Source organism: Priestia sp. BR_2, assembly GCF_041954005.1.
Lineage (GTDB): Bacteria > Bacillota > Bacilli > Paenibacillales > Paenibacillaceae > Paenibacillus_AQ > Paenibacillus_AQ lautus_A.
The window spans coordinates 70,798-87,852 of the sequence record NZ_JAVFHM010000087.1 but is presented as its reverse complement, the minus strand read 5'-3'; the positions used below and the strand labels follow the sequence as shown (position 1 = coordinate 87,852).

The window sequence follows — 17,055 nt, the reverse complement described above, 5'->3', positions numbered from 1 at the left end:
GGTTCCACGCGTTCCCATACCGAACACGACCGTTAAGCCTTCCAGCGCCGATGGTACTTGGACCGAAGGGTCCCGGGAGAGTAGGACGTCGCCAAGCGAACAACCATAAAGACCGTTATCGAGTAATCGATAGCGGTCTTTATGGTTACACATAAAACGTAATCAACAATCATCAGAAAGAAGGGCACCCGAATGTGGGTGCCCTTCTTTTCTTTATCATAAGGTTCCATATTTAATATGTTTGCTTAGCTTAATATCTTTCCAGTATCAGCTGTGTCTTCAAACCGTCGACAGGAAGCAGCCAATCGTGAGACTCCAGTGAGTCCATCAGCTGGGATCGGAGCTGGGAGGCTGTCGCGACATCGTCTGTTTTGAATGAGATTTCGATCAGATTCTCGGTACCTGTACCGTCTGCAGTACGAATCGGCCAAACTTCCAGACTCATTTTCTGGCCATTCCATGATCCTTCATAACGCTGGAAAGTCAGAGGTCCATGGATGCGGGACAGTGAAAGCTGTTGTTGTCCCCAATTCGGAGCGGACCATTTATTAAGCTTGCCTGGCAATTTATCCAGCAGCAGTGCAAGGGAGTCCTGCTCGGATGGCAGCACCGTGCCGGTTGCACTCGTACTTACCTTCTTGGTGTTGGAGAAACTAAGCGTTTGTTTGCCATAACCCCAATCAATCTCGGCCTCGTAATTGTCATCCGATGCATCAAAGCCTTCCTGATTTGCCAAGCTGAGCGCAGCGTTGATATCTCCATTTACGATGGGATACCGTTTCTTGTAAGTAAGCTCATAGTTATCCTTGTCCTCTTTTTTACGAAAACGGACATCCCAGCCTTCGGCATTCAACCCCAAATGGTCCGTGTCATAGTAAGCTACGCCGATGGCTTGGGGAGCAGAAGCCAAACCGAACGTCTGAATGACTTCACTCCGAGGGCTGCCGCCGTTTTCCAGCACGGCTTCGGGTTTGATAAGGAATTTCACTTCATAGGCAGGCACGGCATTAGCAGCGGCCGAAACTTCGGAGGCGCTAAAATCGGATAATCCGCTTCCCAGCATCGCAAATCCCACCATACATGACAACGTCAGCTGTTTCCATTTTTTCAATTCCATCACTCCCATGAAATGGATTTAGGTACACAGCTAACTTTAAACGCCGATTAATTACGAGCTGTTAACGGGAAGGGCTGACTGTATCAAATCTATATAGAATAATTGAATACTTGCATACATTTTTTGTTAATTCCTCTGCTGGGAACCAGAAGGCATCTCCTATTCCCACATAGCTTGCTCCAGTTGTTGGCCCATCTCCCGCAAAACCTCCTGAAAACGCTGAATTTGCACGGAAGGAAGACGGTCCTTATTATGGACGCAGTATATATGCCTGGATGCCCGGTGGCCGGGAATAGGCATGACGTTAAGCATCCCTTGCCGCAACTCTCGCTGCACTGCCATGCGCGACATAAAGGAAACATGATTCCCCAATAACACAAGTTGTTTTATCGCTTCCAGCGAGTCCAGCTCCACGGGACTCCGCATATGCAGACCATGCTGCTGCAGCCACAGATCGGTCAACTGCCTTGTGCTGGACTCGGTTCCATGAAGGACAAAGGGGCTGCGAATGATCTGCTCGGGCTGCGGGTTATCCGATGCAGCCAGGGGATGGCCCGGTGAACATATCAGGGACAGATCATCCTTGCACAAGGGCTCGGCCTGCAGGCTCGGACCCGTGAAGGGCTCCGATGATATAATGCCCAGGTCAATTTGGTGCTTTCCCAACATGTCGCGAATGACCGGCGAAGGTTTGACAGACAAGGAAATCCGTATGCCGGGAAACTCATGCGAAAAGGTATTCAAGATCCCTGGCAGCAGATAGGTTGCAGGGACATAACTGGCTCCAATGTGCAGCGTTCCCCGATATAAGCTGTCGTATTCACGGACGACCCGCTCAGACTCTTTGGCCAGCGCGTTTATTTTTATCGCATAATGGAGCAGGGCTTGTCCGGCCTCGGTGAGAAATGTTTTTCCGCTTCGGGACTCGAACAGTCTTACTTGCAGTTCCTCCTCCAATGACTTCATATGAAAAGTAACCGTCGGCTGCTTAATGCCAAGTATCTCTGCCACGGCAGTCATATGATGATGGCGTTCGATCAGCTCCACAATTTGCAGCTTCATCAGATTCATTCGTTCATCTCTCCCCTGTATGCTCCTTATTTATCTCTCTATATAGATTTAATCTATGAGTATCAACAGAATTCAAACAAAAAGTTAATTCCTGTTTTACATTTATCTAATACAACGCTTAAACGTGAGCCTTACACTGGAAACAGCTTAAGAAGACAGGCAGGGATCGAAAATGGATATTGAAATCAGGGGGATTCATAAATCATTTGAAGGCACACCCGCGCTGCTTCCTACCGATTTAAAGCTGCGTCATGGTCGATTCACCACATTGCTCGGGCCGTCAGGCTGCGGCAAAACCACGCTGTTACGGATGATCGCCGGGCTGGAGCAGCCGGACGGAGGAGAAATTTATGCGGCAGATCAGTGTATTTATTCCAAGCACAAAAAGATTGACGTTCCGGCGCATAAACGCAATTTCGGGATGGTATTCCAGGATTTTGCCCTCTGGCCGCATATGACGGTATACGAGAACGTTGCATTCGGATTGAAGGCGGCTAAGCTTAAAGCGAATCTCAGGCAGCGAGTAACCGAAGCGCTGGCCATGGTTCGCTTGGAAGGGATGGAGAACCGTTACCCGCACCAGCTGTCCGGCGGACAACAGCAGCGGGTTGCTTTTGCCAGAGCGGTAGCGATCCGTCCAGCCCTGGTTCTGTTGGACGAACCGCTAAGTGCATTGGATGCCGTGCTAAGGGAGGAGATGCGGATCGAAATGATGTCGCTGGTGAAGGACATGGGGCTGACTGCGCTTTATGTCACTCACGATCAGGTGGAAGCCATGTCGATGTCGGATGAAATCGTGGTGATGCGGAAGGGGAAAGTACTTCAGCGTGGAACCCCAGAGACGATATATGAAGCACCCAGCCATCCGTTTGTGGCTTCTTTTATCGGCAAGTCCAATTGGTTGACGGACGATCAGGCGATGGTGAGGCCCGAGCATGTGGCCTGGAAAAGGACAAGCGAGGAGGACGAATGCTTTCAGGCAACCGTTCTAAGCGTCAGCTATGTAGGCGAGCGATATGAAATTCGCCTGCAGGTGGACGGCTTGGATCCGTGGACCGCTTATCTCGACAAGCGGACAACTGTTGGAGAACGCGTGAATCTGTACGTGTCTCCCCGGTCGATCTGCCGGATGGGTGAAGAACCGTTTCATGATAGGAACACAAAGAATGCGCAGCCAAATAAAACAAAACGCGCGCCTGCTGCTGCAGGCTTAGGATGAAGGGGAGTTGGGGAGAAATGAGTCGATTGAAGTTACGCAAGAAAGGCGCGGTGCTGTTGTTGGCATCCGTCATGAGCCTGAGTTTGTTTGGATGCGGGAGCTCGACGAATAGCGATTCAGCCAAGCCGGCACAGGATAGCGGCAGCCCGTTGGTATCTGGAAATGCATCTGCTGCCGGTGGCAAGCTCGTTCTGTACAGCGCAGGCCCTCAAAAGCTGGCCGACAATATCGTGAGCGGCTTTGAGGCCAAGACGGGTGTGAAGGTAGAGATGTTCCAAGGGACAACCGGCAAAATCCTGGCACGGATGGAAGCGGAAAAATCGAATCCGGTCGCGGATGTGGTCATCCTGGCTTCACTCCCTTCCGCACAGGCGTTGAAGGCGGATGGTCTGACATTGCCTTATCCTGAAGCAGCCAATGCCGACAAGCTGAACAAGGATTGGTCCGACGCGGAAGGAAACTATTTCAGCACAAGCGCATCGGCGCTCGGGATTGTATACAACACCAATCTGGTCTCTGCGCCGCCTCAAAGCTGGGCGGATCTGGGTTTGCCGGAGTGGAAGGATGCGGTCAATATTCCGGATCCGACGCTGTCGGGATCGGCACTTGATTTTATCACGGGCTATTTGAGCGTGAAGGGCGACGCGGGCTGGGAGCTGTTCGAAAGCTATAAAGCGAACGGTACCGCCATGGCAGGAGCGAATCAGGAAGCGCTGGACCCGGTGATCACCGGTGCCAAGAGTTTGGTTGCCGCAGGCGTGGATTACATGGCGTATTCGGCCAAAGCCAAGGGCGAGCCGCTTGACATCGTATATCCGGAGGAAGGGACCGTCGTAAGCCCAAGACCGGCGGCGATTTTGAAATCCAGCCCGAATGTGGATAATGCCAAGGCCTTCATCGACTACTTGCTGTCGGACGAAGCCCAGAAGCTGGTGGCGGATGCCTATCTGATCCCGGGTCGTGAGGATGTGGAGGCCGAAGGCCGGACCAATCTGAAGGATATTCCGGTGTTTGAAGTGGATTGGGCTTGGATGAACGATCATGGGGATGAGACCGCGGCCCGTTTTTCCGATGTATTTAAGTAGATCGCATACAAGCGAACCACAGGAAGGCAATGTGAGGTGAACCGCAGTGAGACCAGTCATCATGGACAGTCCGCGATTTTTATGGAAAATGGGCGTGCTTCTCGCCCTTTTTCTTCTTAGCCTTAGCATTGGTTTGCCGCTGCTGCTTATTTTCTGGCAAAGCGTATACCCCGATCAGCACTTCGATTGGCTGGCACCGATACGGACGATTGCGGGCCATGAATTGTCCGGCATTTTGCTGCAATCCATCTGGCTGGGGGTATGCGTGGTGGCAGGATCGACGCTGCTCGCGCTGCCGCTTGCCTGGATGATGGCAAAAACCCGGCTGGGACAGCATCGTTGGGTTGACGTGATTCTGATGATTCCGTTCATGACCCCGCCCTATATCGGTTCGATGGGCTGGATTCTGTTTATGCAAAAGGGCGGATATTTGCAGCAGTGGCTTCCGGGAGCAGCCGGATGGAGCGATTCCTTCTTCAGCTTCGGGGGAATGGTGCTGATCATGAGCCTGCACTTGTTCCCGTTTCTCTACCTGCTGCTGCGGGACGCCCTGATCCGGATCGGGGGGAATCTGGAGGAGGCCGGCGCCGTTCATGGCGCAAGCGCGGGATACCGGTTTAGAAGAATCATACTGCCGCTGCTCTTATCTTCCTACGGCATGGGTGCCATGCTGGTGTTTGTCAAAACGATTGCGGAATTCGGCACCCCGGCAACGTTCGGCCGCCGGATCGGCTATTATGTAATGACCTCGGAAATTCACAAATACATCTCAAGCTGGCCCATCGACTTCGGAAAAGCGACCTCGCTTGCCTCCGTTCTCCTGTCGGTATGCCTGGTGATGTGGTACATGCAGTCTACGATCAGCCGAAGGTTTACTTACCGTCTGGTCGGCGGCAAAGGCCAACGTGCCAAACGGTATTCGCTGCGCGGGGGCAGAGGTGCCATTTGTGCGCTATATATCGGTTTGCTGCTGATATTATCCGTCGGCATTCCTTACTTTTCCGTTATTGCGGCGTCCTTGATGAAGCTCAGGGGAGCCGGATTGTCCTTGGATAATCTGACGCTAGCTCATTACAAGGAACTGCTGGCCTGGGGTTCCGTCAGCCAGAAGGCACTCGGTAACAGTCTGGGCTTGTCGCTTGCAGCATCAACGGTTGCCGTTCTGCTGGGTACCGGCTTTGCCCTAGCGATCGGCAAGTCCCAGGCGCGGATGCAGCGGGTCATCGATCTGTTGAGCCTCCTGCCCAATACGGTGCCCGGCATCGTCATGGTAGTCGGTCTGATCCTGCTCTGGAATGCGCCTTGGATGCCGGTGACGCTCTACAATACGTACGGGATGGTGGTGCTGACATACGTCGTGCTGTTTCTTCCATACACGGTCCAATACGTAAAAGCCAGCTTTACGCAGATTGACAGCACCCTGTTCCAGGCGGGTCAAGTCTTCGGCGGCGGCCCTCTGCTCATCCTGCGGCGAATTTTGCTGCCCCTGATTATGCCCGGAATGCTGGCGGGATGGATCATGACGTTCACCATAGCGTCACGGGAGCTGGTCGGGTCACTGCTCATTCTGCCGCCGTCGATGCAGACATCGGCTACGTATATTTTTGCCCAGTTCGAGCAGGGGCAGGTATCGCTCGGGATGGCCATGGCCGTTGTCTCCGTCGGCATGACAGTGCTGCTGTTGCTGCTGGTCGAAGCTTTGAATTCTAAAAGAAAGTGGAATGCATCATGATGAAACTGACGGTGTGGGGCGGTGCGGGAGAGCATGGCCGCTCCGCCTATTTACTAAACGGCAGCCAGGTACATTTGCTTCTGGATTGCGGCGTCAAAAAAGAAGGAGCGGGAGACTATCCCATGATCCAGCAAGAGCAGGTGCCAAAGCTGGATGCGGTCTTTCTGTCCCATGCCCACGAGGATCACTCGGTGGCGATACCGCTCCTCTACCGGCTTGGATATAAAGGGGAGGTATGGACGACCCGGGAGACGGCGGCGCAGTTAACCGCCTATTTTGCCTCTTGGAAGGAGTATACCGCCAGAGTCGGCGCGGTGCTTCCCTATATGGAGGAGGATCAGCTGGCGATCCGCTATCGGTATCTGGAGGAAGAGGGCGATAGGCTGACATGGTTTGAAGCGTTTCCCGGCGTAAAGGTCATGTGGGGGCGAAGCGGCCATATGGTCGGGGCCGTCTGGTTCCTCGTAGAGGCGGAAGGAAAACGGATTTTCTATTCAGGCGATTATACGTCGGAATCTCTGCTGCTTGAGGATGATAGTCCGGCTCTGGCAGATAAGCCTTCTTCCACGCTGCTGGACCTGGCTATCGTGGACGCGGCTTACGGGACCGACCCGAACTCCCAGGCCGATAAGCTGAGGCAATTGGAGCAGCAGATTGAGAGCACGCTGCATAGCGGCGGGAAGGTGCTGCTGCCGGTTCCGGCCGCAGGCCGAGGGCAGGAAATGATTGTGTGGGCATACCGAAAATGGAGAAACGTGCCGATCGTGATCGAAGCGCCGCTGATCGAAGGGATGAAGCGACTGCGGCGTCGTTCGGAGTGGCTTCGCGAGAAGGATTCCGGCCTGGAATTAAGAAAGCAGTTGGAGCTTGTGCTGAACCGGAACGATTGGATCATGCCTGCCAGCGAAACGGAACGCGAGTCGCTGCTTCAGACGCACGGGGCCTCGCTATGGTTCGTAACCGACGGGATGATGCAGTCGAAGCTTGCGCAGTGGTACTATCAGCAGATGTCGGGCGATATCCGAAATCTGGTTCTGCTGACGGGTCATGTTTCACAGGGAACCTTTGGACATCGTCTCCTTCAACATCCGGCGTCGTACGGGGCCTGCTCTGTCAGGAAAATCAGGTATAAGGTACATCAAGGCTTGGCGGACGTTCGTCGGATGATAACCGGCGTGCCGGCGCTGCATACCGTGCTTGTCCATGCGGACAAGGAAGAAACAGACCGGCTGCAAGCCTGTCTGACAGACGAATTGCGGGATCCCCGCATCCAGATACATTCCATGTCGATTGGTGAGGAAGTCTGTTTCTGATTCTAATTAGAGAACCTTTATCGCTTTAAACGATAAAGGTTTTTTCGTGTAAGAGGGACCGCGTGTTTAGATCGGGGCGAAGATGGTGAAGGCTGTAATAATCATATATAAAAAATTAATTAGTACCAAGTCCTAATACTTGGTGTTATAATGGTTATAAAATTGGAGGTGGGAATGATGAGCCAATCGAAGTCGAGAATAACGGCAATCGGGACGTACGTTCCTGAACGGATCTTAACGAATGCGGATTTAGAGAAGATGGTGGAAACGAGCGATGAGTGGATCGTCCAGCGAACAGGCATGCGGGAACGCCGGATTGCGGCTCCCGATCAGTACGTGTCCGATCTTGCCATTAAGGCTGTGGAGGATATGGTTGAACGGTATGGCGTTACTGTGCAGGATGCGGATATGATTCTTGTGGCCACGAGCACGCCGGAGTACTCTTTTCCCAGTACCGCTTCCCGAGTGCAATCGAAGCTGGGCATCGCAAGCACGGGTGCGCTGGATCTGAATGCCGCCTGTGCCGGATTCGTATATGCGCTGCAGATGGCTGACGGATTGATATCCGGGGGAGCCTACCGTAAAATTCTGGTTATCGGCGCGGAAACGCTATCGAAGATTACGGATTACACCGACCGAACGACATGCGTATTGTTTGGGGATGGCGCAGGTGCCGTATTGTTGGAGAGAGACGAGTCTTCGGCGGGGATCATCGCTTCCGTCTCGGGCACTTTTGGCGAAGGCGGCATTCATTTGTATAAAACCGCTCTCTCCGAGCAAATGGACGGTACGGAATTAAAGAGCGGATGCCTTGTCCAAAATGGCCGCGAGATTTATAAGTGGGCCATTCGGAACATTCCAGACGGCGTCCGGGCCCTTTTGTCCAAAGGGGGCATGACCGCGGACGAAGTCGATTGGTTTGTTCCGCATAGCGCCAATCTCCGCATGATCGAGGCGATTAACGAGCGGGGGCAGTTTACAATGGACCGCACCTTGACCAGCGTCGAGTACCGGGGGAATACATCGGCAGCTTCCATTCCGCTTGCGCTTCAGCTGGCCGTCGACGAAGGGCGCCTGAAAGCGGGAGACCACGCACTGCTCTACGGATTCGGCGGAGGCATGACCTACGCGGGTTCCATCGTCAAATGGACGATATGACAAATCTAAGCTATTTAAACCGCTATCGATATTCGATATGCGGTTTTTTAGTGCTGCGATTTTTCGAGATGTACGTGAATCGTAATATATTCAACTCAAATTCGAAAGTTTGCCTCCTCAAAATTTGGCGCCGCTTTCATTAGACTAAAGAAGAAAAATACGTTCCATGGAAGAGGGGTAGAAGAATGAAAAGGTTTAAATCATGGAGCTTGCTGCTCCTGAGTGTCATCATGGTGTTCACGCTGGCCGCATGTGGAGGCGGTGGCGGAAACGGAAGCAGTACGGCTGAATCTCCGGGGGGAGGCAGCAGCAATGAAGGAACGGACAATACGAAAGAAGGAACCGAGTCCACAGAGAAAATCGAGCTCTCCTTCTGGTCGCTCGGAACGACCAACTATGAAGATCTGGCAAAGGAATATACGAAAGAGCATCCGAACATCACGTTCAAATTCCAGAATACGTCGGACCAAACGGCGCACCACAACAATCTGACGACGGCGTTGTCCGCGGGCTCTGGCGCACCCGACATTTTCCAGCTGGAAATTGCCTTCATGGAGCGCTTCATCAATAACCAGGATAAGTTCTATAACCTGTACGACCTCGGCGCCAAAGACTTAGAGGGCAACTACCTGGAGTGGAAATGGAAGCAGGCCACATCGGTCGACGGCACCTTCCAACTCGGTCTGCCAACAGACATCGGCCCTACGGTCGTCTATTACCGTACGGATCTGGCTGAGCAAGCAGGACTGCCAACCGATCCGGACGGCTTCAGCGCTGCGATCGATTCATGGGACAAATTCGCCAGCGTGGCCAAGGATTTCACAAGCAAAACAGGAAAGCCTTTCGCCGATTTGACGGACCTGGTCTACAACGGGGTGCGTGACCAATCCCCGGATCAAATCTACTTCAACAAAGAGGACGGCTCTTTTATCGGAGATACGAACCCGCAAGTGAGAAAAGCTTACGACTTTACGGTAAAAGGAATTCAGGAAGGCTGGATCGGCAACTGGATTCTATGGTCTCCTGAATGGCAAAAAGCGATCAATGACGGCGACTTCGGCGTTATGCTCGGTCCGGCTTGGATTGCCGGTACCATCCGCAATGCGAAGGACACCGCAGGCAAATGGCAGATTGCCCAGCTTCCTGAAGGAGCAGGCAACTGGGGCGGTTCGTTCCTGACCCTGCCGAAGGAAGGCAAACATTCGAAGGAAGCTTACGAATTCATCTCGTGGGTGCTGAACAAGGAAAATCAGCTGAAATCGTTTAAGGACAGCGGTTTGTTCCCGTCCATCCCGGCGGTGTATAGCGAGCCTTCGTTCACGGAAGAGAAGGACGAATTCTTCGGCGGCCAGGTCATTTCCGAAGCGTATGCCAAATCGGCGGAACGCATCAAGCCGGTTTACTACGGACCGCTTCATGACCAGACCGACACGATCATCAAAAACGCGCTCAAAAACGTCCTGGAGAAAAAGGCCGACCCGCAAAAAGAATGGGAAAGCGCAATGAAGCAAATCAAGACGCTGGTCGATCGCAGCTAGGTTAAACAGAAGGATCATTCCAGCTCCCGTTCATATCCAATAACCGTCCGAACCCGAGAAGGGATAAAGCGCCCTTCGCTCGGGTTCGGATTTATCCTTACCTACCTGGAGGTGCATCATGGCAGACACAGCAACGGCAGAATCGCCGCAACCGGTGCCGCAAAGGCGGCGCTTGTTGACGGAGACCGTGCGAAGCCGGTTTACGGCTTATACGTTTATATCGCCATTCTTTATATTGTTCGCAATCTTCGGTCTGTATCCGATCCTGTTTACCATCTATTTGTCCTTCTTCAAATGGGATGCGCTCGGACCGATGAAATACGTCGGCTTCAAGAATTACGAGCTTATTACAAGCGACCCGACCTTCTGGATCGCATTTAGCAACACGCTCATAATGGCTCTGATGGGAACCGTGCCGCAGCTGATTGTGGCATTATTTGTTGCGGTTATGCTCAACTCGGCCTTGAACAGATTCAAGAACACGTTCCGCATCCTGTATTTTATGCCGAACATCACCTCCATCGTTGCGGTGACGCTGGTGTTCAGTACGATGTTCGGAAACAACGGGATGGTCAACTGGCTGCTGAACACCTTCGGTGCGGAAAGCGTGCCGTTCAACTCCGGCTGGTGGGGAGTCAAAATCGCCATATCGTCCATGGTCATGTGGCGGTGGATGGGCTATAACGCCATTATTTTTCTGTCGGGGCTGCAGAGCATTCCGACCGATATTTATGAAGCGGCCAAAATCGACGGGGCCACCCGAGGCCAGCAGCTGCTCTATATCACGCTGCCGCTTCTTCGCCCATTCATTCTGTTCGTCACTTTGGTATCGACGATCGGCGCGCTCCAATTGTTTACGGAGCCTTATGTATTCCTCGGTCAGTCCGGCACGGGTTCTACGCGTCAGGAAGGGGTCACGATGGTCACCTATTTGTATAACGAAGCATTTAAGAACGGATTCTTCGGTACGGCTGCGGCAACGGCGGTTCTCTTGTTCATCGCCACCATTCTGTTCTCGGTATTAAATATGATATTGGGCCGCGAAGGCAAAGATTCGGGAGGTAAAAAAGCATGAGCACAGTCGCCATAAGCCGAAAAAAGCCGGATGAACCCGGTGTTGTCGCGAAATTCTTTTTCTATCTTTTCATGGTCCTTGGCGCGCTGGTCTCGGTCTTCCCGTTCTACTGGATGTTTGTCGTGGCTACCAATGACAAAGATGCGGCATTTCACATTCCGCCGCTGCTTACGCCCGGCACGCAGTTTTTCGATAACTTCGCGCGCGTGCTGGAGCGGACGGATTTTTTCAGGGCCTTGATGAACTCGGTGGTGGTGTCTACGGCCGTGACCCTGTCCGTTGTGTTCCTCTGCACGCTGGCGGGTTATGCTTTTGCCAAGTATGAGTTTCCTCTGAAAAAGACGCTGTTTGTTTTTGTCATTGCCACGATGCTGGTGCCTGCCCAGCTGGGCGTGCTTCCACAATACGTCATCATGGCCAAGCTGCACTGGATCGACAGCTACAAAGCGCTGATCGTGCCGGCCATGGTCAATGCCTTCGGCATCTTCTGGATGCGGCAGTACATCGCCTCTGCCGTTCATACCGAGCTGATCGAAGCGGGGCGGATCGACGGCGGCGGACATTTCCGGATCTTCTGGAACATTGCCATTCCCGTTGTTACCCCGGCGATGGCCACGCTCGGGATTCTGAACTTCATGAACGTGTGGAATGATTTCTTCTGGCCGCTCGTCGTATTGAAAAACAGAGAGAATTACACCATTCAAATTGCGCTGCAGCAATTGTTCACCAATAAGGACGGCCTTGATTTCGGCATGATCATGTCGGCCACCTTCACGGCGACGCTGCCGCTTCTCATCGTATTTCTGTTGTTCAGCCGATGGGTCATCGCCGGATTGACATCAGGCGCCATAAAAAGTTAACAAGCAAGGTGAAGTCGACAAGGAATGCGGCCTGTCATGAAGAATAATAGACATAGTAGAGTGGAGGGAGGAAGGATCCATGAAACTCCGCCGAAAGATATTGCTGGCTATTATTCTTCTGGTCTTCATTCCGGTCATCGCGCTGGGCGGGGTATCCTATTACAGCTTTTCGGAAGCGATGGAGAAGAAGTCGAATGATTTCTACTGGATTTCGCTCCTGGAAACGGATCGGAAACTGAAGTTCGCCTTGAACGAAATCACGACGATTTCGAACTCGGCGATTACCCAGCAATCGGTTCAGCAGATGCTGAAACAGCCGGAATACGCGGTTACCTATGAACGGCGGCAGGAGATCAACAATCTGATCAATCATCCGATGATTGCGTCGTTTGCTTTTTATTCGAATGACCGGTTGATGTATAACACAAATGGCGGAATGGAGCTTCAGGAACTGAGGCAGCAGGCATGGTATGAAGCGGTGGAGAAGGCGGAGGGGCGTCCCGTATGGGTCGGACCCGGCGAGAACGGCTCTGCGGCTGACGGCGCTCCCGTTTTGATTCAATCCAGGGTCATCAAGGACTATTACTCGCTGGAGGATATCGGAACCGTGGTGATCTACGTGAAGCCGGATCTCCTGGATCAGGTGTTCTGGGAGGCGGCAACGCTGAAGCAGGGAGATATTTTGCTGGTCAACCAGCAGGGGCACATCGTGTTCAGCAAGTCAGGCGGGCATATCGGGGAGCGGACGGAATTCCCGTTTCTCTCGGATAGTTATAAGACGAATGGAAAAGGCTACTACATCGATCAATATGCAGGCGAAAAATCGCTGATCACATATTCACCTTCCCATAATAAAGATTGGTTTCTGGTCGCCATCACGCCAAGCAAACTGATTTCGGCCGAATCGGTCCCGATTCGCAACCTAGCCTTGATCCTGGGACTGATCTCGCTCGTGTCGGCGTTCCTGTTCGACCGTTTTTTTGTGCGCAGAATGGTGCGCAGCATCATTAGCGCGGTGAACGGAATGAAGCGCGTCAAGCAGGGCATCTTCGTTCCGATCCCGTCGCATAACGTGGCGGAGGACGAGACGGATTTGTTGATCGACGGCTTTAACCGGATGAGCACCCAGATCCAGGAGCTGATTGGGCAGGTCGAGACGGAACAAGCACGAAAAAAGGAAGCGGAGCTGCAGGCGCTGGTCGCTCAGATCAATCCGCACTTCATCTATAATTCACTGGAATCGATCAATTCGATGGCCGTGCTTCAGGGCAATAAGGATATCAGCAAGATGGTGGTTTCGCTTGGTAAGCTGCTGCGTATCAGCATCAGCGAGCATCATGAGCTTATCCCCCTCAGCATGGAGCTGGAGCATGTCCAGCATTATATGCGGATACAGAAATTCAGGTTCGAGGAAAAATTCGATTACGGCATTGAGCTTCCGAATGAACTGAGGCACTACGTAACGCAAAAGCTGATCGTTCAGCCGATTGTTGAGAACGCTTTATATCACGGGATCGAGCCGATGGAGGAGAGCGGACTCATCTCCATCCGGGTGTCCGAGAACGGCGAGGATATCGTGATTGACGTGGAGGACAACGGTCCGGGCTTCGATCCGGAAACGCTGATGAAGCTGTGGAATTCGGATCCGGGACAGCTCAAAAAGTACCGCGAGAACGGGGTCGGATTGAAGAATGTCCATGAAAGGCTGCGGATCCGGTTTGGCAGCCGTTACGGCCTGATGATCTGTTCCTCCCCGGGTTACGGCTCCTTGATACGAATTCGAATACCGAAAATACTGACATGACAGGGGGGCTGCAGGGTGAGATGGTTTTGGAATTGGGGCTGGATCGTCGGATATGCCGCTCTGTTGGCGCTGTCTGTCGTGTGGGTGACGGTACAGAATCAGGGACCGGCCCAGGAGGAACAGCCCGAGAAAATCACGCTAACGTTCCGGCATTTCTGGAACAAAGAGCATGACAAGCCGGTGCTGGCCGTATTCGAGAGCATCGTCCGCACTTATGAGAAAGCGCATCCAAACGTAAAGGTGAACTTCGAGAGCATCGATCAGACGATTCACCGGGAACAAAAGCTGAAGAGCGAGATGGTGACCGGCACGCCGCCGGATATGTTTGTTTTGTTCGGAGGGGCCGAGATCGTGCCTTATGCCAGATCCAACCGGTTGATGGATTTAACGGATTTTTTGCAGGATACCGGATTGAAGGAGCAGTTCAAGGATCTGCACCATTGGACCTTCGAGGACAGGATCTATGGCCTGCCCTTCGAGGGACACGCAGAGCCGATCTATTATAACCGGGCTTTATTCCGGCAGCTGAAGCTGGAGCCTCCGAAGACGCTGGGAGAGATGGACGAAGCTATTCGTGTCCTTCGGGAGAACGACATCATCCCCTTTGCGGTCGGCAACGAAGACAGGTGGCCGGCGGGAATTTTTGCCCATTATTTCATGGATCGCTACGCCGGGCCGGAACTGATTGACCGCCTGGTTGAAGGCGATGATCAGGCCAGCTTTGTGCAAGAGTCGTATTTGGAGGCGTTTGAGCACTTGGAGCTGTGGATCGAAGAAGGGGCGTTCAGTCCGAACGCAAACGATCTTTCCACAGAAGAAGCGATTGCCCAGTTCACGGAAGGAAAAGCGGCGATGTATATGAACGGCAGCTGGGATATCACGCTGCTGCAGAATGAGGATTACCCGGATTTTCAGAATGAGATCGGCGTCATTCCCTTTCCGTCGCTTTTTCCCGGCGAAGAACGCTCCTTGGCAGGGGGATATACGATCGGCATCGGGCTGTCATCGGACTTGGATGAAACGAAAAAGCAATCGGCTCTGGAGCTGCTGGGCATGTTCTATACCCCGGAGGTGCAGACTCGGCTGGTGTATGAAGGGCTGCGCGTCCCTTCGATGAAGATTGACTATGATTCGAAGAAAACCGGGCCCGTTTTTGCCCAAGTCACGGAATTGATGGAGGAATCCACGAGCACCTTTCTGCCTTACGACAACACGTTATCACCCGAGGTGAACAGTTCGTTCCTTAAGGTGATCGAGGATATGATTGGAGGACGGATCGATGCTGCCGGCGCATTGGAGCAAATTCAGAAGTCCTCGGTCCGGTATTGGAAGCTTAGGCGGAATACGGCAGCAGAGTAAACAGGAGACAGGGGGGAACGTCATGGGCGGATCGGAAGGCAAATTCAGAGTCATGCTGGTCGATGATGAGCCGATCATTCTGCGCAGCCTGAAGGCGGCTATTCCATGGGATGAGCTCGATCTGGAGGTCGTTGGGGAGGCCAAGAGCGGAGACGGCGCATTGAAGCTGGCGCGCGAAGTGTCGCCGCATATCATTATCAGCGATATTCGGATGCCGGGGATGGACGGCATTACGCTCATGAAGGAACTGAAGGCGGATCAGGCAAGACGAATCATTATTTTCATCAGCGGGTACGGCGAATTCGAATACGCGAGGGAAGCGCTGCGCGAAGGGGCTTTCGATTATTTGCTGAAGCCGATCGACCACGATGAACTGACCGAAACGATTGCCAGGGCGGCCAGAACGCTGGAGAAGCAGATTGCGGATGACCAGATGCTCCACTCGATCAAGGTTCTGTCGCTGCTGGCCCGGGAGCGGATGCTGACCGAATTCATCGAAGGGAACCGTAGTCCCCTGCAGCATATGCAGTGGCTGGAGGACAGCGAGCTGGAGCATGGATACACGATGGCCGTCATTCAATTGGATCAATATTTGCGGCTTAACGAGCTGTGGAGCATGGACGAGAAGCGCCTGTGGCTGTTTGCCGTACGGAACGTCCTCGAGGAGTGGTCCTTGCAGCATGGCGGGCTGACGGTATTTCCTTTCCGCAGCGGGGAATGGGTGCTGCTGTTTCCGAACCTGACGAAGGAGCGGCAGGAGGATATCGGCCGGGATCTGGTGCAATTGATCAAGCGGAACACGAAGCTGTCCTGCTCGGTCGGCTTCAGTCCCAGCATGGCCGGCATCGACCGCTTGGGAACGGCTTACGAGACGGCCGTGCGCGCATTGTACCAGCGGTTTTATTCCGGGGAAGAGGGCGTGTTTCTCGGGGCGCCCGATTCGGTGCTGGAAACGGCCAGCGAAGCGAAGTATCCGAAGCATCTGGAGTCGCTCATGGTGGAAAGCATCCGCACGCTTCATAAGGAGCGGCTTCTGGAGCTTTTTGACGAAACCAAGGCTTATATCGAGGAGCATGCGTTCAGCAGGGAGATGACCGAGCGGGTGCTGCTGGAGATGAGCGTCGTGCTGTATCGGCAGTTTGAGCATATGAAGGTGCTGTTTGAGTGGTCGCTGGAGGAACTGCTGCAGGAGCTTCATGCATCCGGCACGCTTCAGCAGCTGATGGACGTCATCAAGAGTCACTTCAGCAAATGGATTGCCGAAAGCCGGTCCGGGCAGGTCAAAGACAATGTTCAAGCCGTGATGGGCAAAGCTAAGGAGTATATCGCGGAGAATTACCAGAAGGATCTGACCATCGAAGAGGTTTCGGAGCTGGCGGATTTGAGCATTAGCCATTTCTGCACGCTGTTTAAGGGAACGACGGGCTATACGTTTCTGGAGTACCTGACGGAGTGCCGGATCGAGAAGGCCAAGAGCATTCTGCTGAATACGGACGTGAAGGTGTACCAGGTAGCGCCGCTGGTAGGGTATCAGGATCCGCGATATTTCACCCAGGTATTTAAGAAAATCACGGGGAAAACGCCATCCGAGTATCGGGAAGAGGCGGTCTCCAAAACATAAAACGGACCTTGATCCCATGATATTGAAATCGGATATTTTGCGGATAGTATTCAACATAGGAGGGAATGAATAACAGATCCATTTTTCCGGGTTCGATCGGGGA

General features: G+C 53.1%; 13 protein-coding genes and 1 rRNA gene. 12 read left to right on the top strand and 2 right to left on the bottom strand.

Annotated features, from left to right (window positions below; translation table 11 throughout):
• Positions 1-97: ribosomal RNA gene (rrf, locus tag RB298_RS02530) — 5S ribosomal RNA — on the top strand; the annotation flags it as partial.
• A gap of 153 nt (positions 98-250) precedes the next feature.
• Here the strand turns inward: rrf and RB298_RS02525 are convergent.
• A complete protein-coding gene (locus tag RB298_RS02525; protein ID WP_375120911.1) occupies positions 251-1,117 on the bottom strand; it encodes a hypothetical protein in 867 nt (288 codons plus the stop codon).
• Positions 1,118-1,276: 159 nt separating this feature from the next.
• Positions 1,277-2,188 carry a LysR family transcriptional regulator gene (locus RB298_RS02520; RefSeq protein WP_096774943.1) on the bottom strand — a complete coding sequence of 304 codons (912 nt, stop codon included), beginning with the start codon at positions 2,186-2,188 and terminating at the stop codon, positions 1,277-1,279.
• Positions 2,189-2,360: 172 nt separating this feature from the next.
• Here RB298_RS02520 and RB298_RS02515 point away from each other — a divergent pair, with 172 nt between their 5' ends.
• The 11 genes from RB298_RS02515 to RB298_RS02465 all read left to right on the top strand — a co-directional run bounded on the left by RB298_RS02515 (position 2,361) and on the right by RB298_RS02465 (position 16,952).
• A complete protein-coding gene (locus RB298_RS02515; RefSeq protein ID WP_486045579.1) occupies positions 2,361-3,407 on the top strand; it encodes an ABC transporter ATP-binding protein in 1,047 nt (348 codons plus the stop codon).
• A gap of 17 nt (positions 3,408-3,424) precedes the next feature.
• The gene (locus tag RB298_RS02510; protein ID WP_375120908.1) at positions 3,425-4,492 is read left to right on the top strand and encodes an ABC transporter substrate-binding protein; all 1,068 of its coding nucleotides are present in this window, start codon (positions 3,425-3,427) and stop codon (positions 4,490-4,492) included.
• Between the two features lie 88 nt (positions 4,493-4,580).
• Positions 4,581-6,224, top strand: coding sequence for an ABC transporter permease (locus tag RB298_RS02505; RefSeq protein ID WP_486045582.1), 1,644 nt, complete (start codon positions 4,581-4,583; stop codon positions 6,222-6,224).
• Positions 6,221-7,537, top strand: coding sequence for an MBL fold metallo-hydrolase (locus RB298_RS02500; protein WP_119849966.1), 1,317 nt, complete (start codon positions 6,221-6,223; stop codon positions 7,535-7,537). The genes RB298_RS02505 and RB298_RS02500 overlap by 4 nt, the downstream gene beginning before the upstream one ends.
• Before the next feature lie 177 nt (positions 7,538-7,714).
• Positions 7,715-8,695, top strand: a complete 981-nt coding sequence (locus tag RB298_RS02495) for a beta-ketoacyl-ACP synthase 3 (RefSeq protein ID WP_486045576.1) — start codon at positions 7,715-7,717, stop codon at positions 8,693-8,695.
• Between the two features lie 185 nt (positions 8,696-8,880).
• On the top strand, positions 8,881-10,233 hold the full coding sequence (locus RB298_RS02490; RefSeq protein WP_090912166.1) for an ABC transporter substrate-binding protein: 1,353 nt from the start codon (positions 8,881-8,883) through the stop codon (positions 10,231-10,233).
• Between the two features lie 118 nt (positions 10,234-10,351).
• Entirely contained in the window at positions 10,352-11,308 is a 957-nt protein-coding gene (locus RB298_RS02485) for a carbohydrate ABC transporter permease (protein WP_009592284.1), read from the top strand.
• Positions 11,305-12,168 (top strand): carbohydrate ABC transporter permease, encoded by an 864-nt coding sequence (locus tag RB298_RS02480; RefSeq protein WP_009592322.1) that lies wholly within the window; start codon positions 11,305-11,307, stop codon positions 12,166-12,168. The genes RB298_RS02485 and RB298_RS02480 overlap by 4 nt, the downstream gene beginning before the upstream one ends.
• A 79-nt stretch (positions 12,169-12,247) precedes the next feature.
• Entirely contained in the window at positions 12,248-13,972 is a 1,725-nt protein-coding gene (locus tag RB298_RS02475) for a cache domain-containing sensor histidine kinase (protein WP_036661988.1), read from the top strand.
• 15 nt (positions 13,973-13,987) lie between these two features.
• Positions 13,988-15,331, top strand: coding sequence for an ABC transporter substrate-binding protein (locus RB298_RS02470; RefSeq protein ID WP_192569708.1), 1,344 nt, complete (start codon positions 13,988-13,990; stop codon positions 15,329-15,331).
• A gap of 22 nt (positions 15,332-15,353) precedes the next feature.
• Entirely contained in the window at positions 15,354-16,952 is a 1,599-nt protein-coding gene (locus tag RB298_RS02465) for a response regulator transcription factor (RefSeq protein WP_486045572.1), read from the top strand.
• Positions 16,953-17,055: the final 103 nt, after the last annotated feature.